Origin of the sequence: Bradyrhizobium sp. BRP56, from assembly GCF_020194035.1 — a bacterium.
In the GTDB taxonomy this organism is placed as follows: Bacteria; Pseudomonadota; Alphaproteobacteria; order Rhizobiales; family Xanthobacteraceae; genus Bradyrhizobium; species Bradyrhizobium australafricanum.
Map to the genome: position 1 here is coordinate 1 of NZ_JADYVV010000162.1, position 1,524 is coordinate 1,524.

Here is a 1,524-nt window from a genome sequence, read left to right on the forward strand (position 1 = left end):
GTCGTCCGTTAAGAAGCCGGATTGATCGAGGCTGGCCGGGCGAGCGTGCGCCATAGCTGGGCCAGGAACAGGCACAAGAGATATCTCAGCCAGGCGAGGATGCGGCGGAAGTTGTGTCCGACGGCTGAGAGGACGACGTTGGCGGCATCGCCGGCGCGGCCTTTGAGGTAGCAGCGCCCGAGGTGGCCTTCCGCCTTCAGGTGTCCGATGATGGGCTCGATGGCGGAGCGGCGGCGCAGCTCGCGCTTGATGACACCGAAAACGCCGCGCTTCTGGCCGGAGATGAAGACGCGACGGGGATTTTGTGCGTCGTGGCCGCGGTATCCCTTGTCGACATAGGCCCGCTCGATCGGACAGCCGGTGAGTGTCTCGGTGCGGTCAATGACGTCCCGCAAGGTGTGACCGTCGTAGGGGTTGTCGGGCAGTGCGCTGGCGTGCAGCACGAACAGGCCACCGGGAGCCCGGCGGTTGTTGGTGACGATGGAGGCCTTCACGCCGAACTCGTAAGGCGCGCTGGCCTTGCCCTTGCCGATGCACTCCACTTCCGGGGCATGGAAGGAATAGAGCTTCCAGCCGCGCTGGCGCTGCTGCTGCGAGCGGATCTGCGTGGCCCGGCCGAGCGGGAGGGCGAACGCCTGCTCCAGTGCTGGCTGGCCTTCGATCTTGCGGCGGATGTCGCGGATGATCCGGCCCAGCCGGCTACGCAGGATACGCAACTGCCGCTGATGCCGCCTGAACTGTTTGGCATGGGCGTAGCGGCCGGCCATCATCGCGGCGGCCTTGGCGATGCGAGCATAGGATTGCCGCAGCCTGACGCCGTGCCTGATCGCCAGGCGGTTGAGCCCCTTGATGGCCGCATGCAGCAGCTTGGCATCGGTCGGAAAGGTGATGGCCTTCGGCTGCACCGTGGTGTCGACCGTAACCCGCTTGAGGTCCTGGCTGCGTAATGCACCGGCCTCGTGCGCTACCCGCAAGCTCTCGGCCAGCAGCAACTCCAGCTTGTCGCCAAGCCGCTTGCGCCAATGGCTCAGGTCCGAGCGCTCGTGCGGGAACGTGTGCTGAAAGAACTCTTCCCCGGTGAAGAACTGGAAGTATGGGTCATGGACCCAGCGCTCGCACACCTCCTCATCGGACAGCCCGTAAATGTGCTTGAGCAACAGCAGACCGATCATGAAGCGCGTCTCGATCCCGGGCCTGCCGTTCTCGCTGTAGAGCGGCGCGATCTCGCCGTCGATCCAGTCCCAATCGACCTTGCCGGCGAGCAGAACCAGCTCGTGCTTCATATTGATGATCTGGTCGAGCCGAGCCCGGAACAGATCGTTCGATCCCGTCGTCTTGTGCTTCTTCGGCCGCATCGTTCCCTCCGATGCAGACAAGGAATCATGCTTCCCGCTTCGAGGGAATCCACGAAAACCAAATCGCAAGGTTCTGACGCCCAAAGCATCAAAACCTTGCAATCTGGAAATGCCCCTTAGCCCAAATCGAGATTCCCGATCAGTGGCTTAGTCCTTCTTCACGGACGAC

General features: G+C 63.2%; 1 protein-coding gene. It reads right to left on the reverse strand.

Annotated elements, in window-relative coordinates:
* Nucleotides 1–8: 8 nt before the first annotated feature.
* Nucleotides 9–1,355, reverse strand: a complete 1,347-nt coding sequence (locus I6F38_RS43155) for an IS5-like element ISBj5_B family transposase (RefSeq protein WP_011084757.1) — start codon at nt 1,353–1,355, stop codon at nt 9–11.
* Nucleotides 1,356–1,524 lie beyond the last annotated feature (169 nt).

Excerpts from the sequence above, each read along its gene's own strand:
- I6F38_RS43155 (WP_011084757.1), bottom strand. The coding sequence starts at position 1,355 with ATGCGGCCGAAGAAGCACAAGACGACGGGATCGAACGATCTGTTCCGG.